At 27.8% G+C, this 1,454-nt stretch carries 2 protein-coding genes; both read left to right on the top strand.

The window, feature by feature from the left end; all coding sequences use genetic code 11:
- Positions 1–29: 29 nt before the first annotated feature.
- Positions 30–338, top strand: a complete 309-nt coding sequence (locus CKF58_RS08040) for a hypothetical protein (RefSeq protein WP_119532723.1) — start codon at positions 30–32, stop codon at positions 336–338.
- On the top strand, positions 317–1,454 hold a 1,138-nt coding region (locus CKF58_RS08035), incomplete at its 3' end, for an IS1634 family transposase (RefSeq protein ID WP_425451213.1). The genes CKF58_RS08040 and CKF58_RS08035, both read left to right, overlap by 22 nt.

The following is a 1,454-nucleotide window of genomic DNA, read 5'->3' as shown; positions in this document are numbered from 1 at the left end:
ATTAAAGTCTACATAAGGCGGGAAAAAAGATGGCATATTTAAAACAACTAGCAAAGCTTCCAAGTAAGAATATTACATATCTTAAATATAAAGATACTTTTTATGTAATCTACAACTATAGTTACAAAAGAAATTCAAATGGAAATCCACAATCGAAGAAAATTACGATTGGTAAACTAGTTGATAAAGAAGCCGGAATATTTCTTCCTAATGAAAATTATTTAAAGGTTTATGACAACCCTGACTTTATAAAAAATGAAACAAAACCTGAAGATATTTCATTATCTGAAGTTAAGTACACTCGTCCTGAAGGTTTATTACAAACAGTAAAACTATAGCTAAAGATTTAGAGTTAGATTCTATTTTAAGAAAAGTTTTTGGCAGTGATCATCATTCATTAATGTCATTAGCTACGTATATGTTATGTTGTGGCAATGTAATGAAAGATTATGAAAAATGGGCTAAAAAACATTACTTGCCAGAATCTTTATGTTTCAATGACAAAATAATTAGTGAAATCTTTTCAACGACAATAACAGATAGTAAAAGACATCATTTTCTAGATCTATGGAGTAAAAAAGCCAGTCAAGAAAATATATTTGCCTACGATTCGACTTCGATATCAACAGATTCAAGCATAATCCAAGCTAAGTATGGATTTAACAAAGAGAATGATAAGAAAAAACAAGTAAATCTAGGGATTTTATATGGATATGACTCAAGATTACCGTTTAATTATTCTTGGTATCAGGGAAATATAGTTGATAAATCATATTTTAAATTCATGCTTGATCTAACTAAAAATATACAAGATAAAGAAATTACTTATGTCATGGATCAAGGGTATTTCTCAAGCGAGAATTTAAGAAAAATCAACGAAATGAGTAATAAATTCATAACTTTTTTACCAAGAAGTACGAGTTTATCACGAAAATTTATAGATGAGGTATCTGGTGAATATCTTGGATATACAAATCTGGTTCCTGGGTTCAATAATGTAAAATGTAAAACGATTACAACTGAGTTAAAAGGAATTAAGTGCAATCTGCATGTATATTTAGATCCTGAAAAACAAATCGAATTACAGTCTGATTTCGAACAATATCTTCTTTATGAAGAAAATGAATTAAAAGACAAGATTAATCAAAAAGTTATTACCCCAAAATCTTGCAAATACTTCAAAATCAATAAAGAAGGTAAAACTGAATATACATATGAAAGAGATATTGAGAAAATCTCATATGAATATAAAAGACTTGGATATTTTGTGTTAATAACTAATGATTTAGAACTTACTTCTAGTCAAGTTCTTGACGTATATCGTGGTAAAGATCTTATCGAAAAAGCTTTCCGCGATATTAAATCTAATTTAGATTCAAGAAGATTAAGAACTCAAAAATCTGAAACAACAGATGGGAAATTATTCGTAATGTTCATATCTCTAATTCTATTAA

Origin of the sequence: Psittacicella hinzii (genome assembly GCF_003585935.1) — a bacterium.
Classification (GTDB): Bacteria; Pseudomonadota; Gammaproteobacteria; order Enterobacterales; family Psittacicellaceae; genus Psittacicella; species Psittacicella hinzii.
Note: the sequence above shows the minus strand (reverse complement) of the source record. Positions and strands in the feature narration are given on the sequence as shown.

Coding starts and splice junctions, on each gene's coding strand:
- CKF58_RS08040 (WP_119532723.1), top strand. CDS start 30: ATGGCATATTTAAAACAACTAGCAAAGCTTCCAAGTAAGAATATTACA.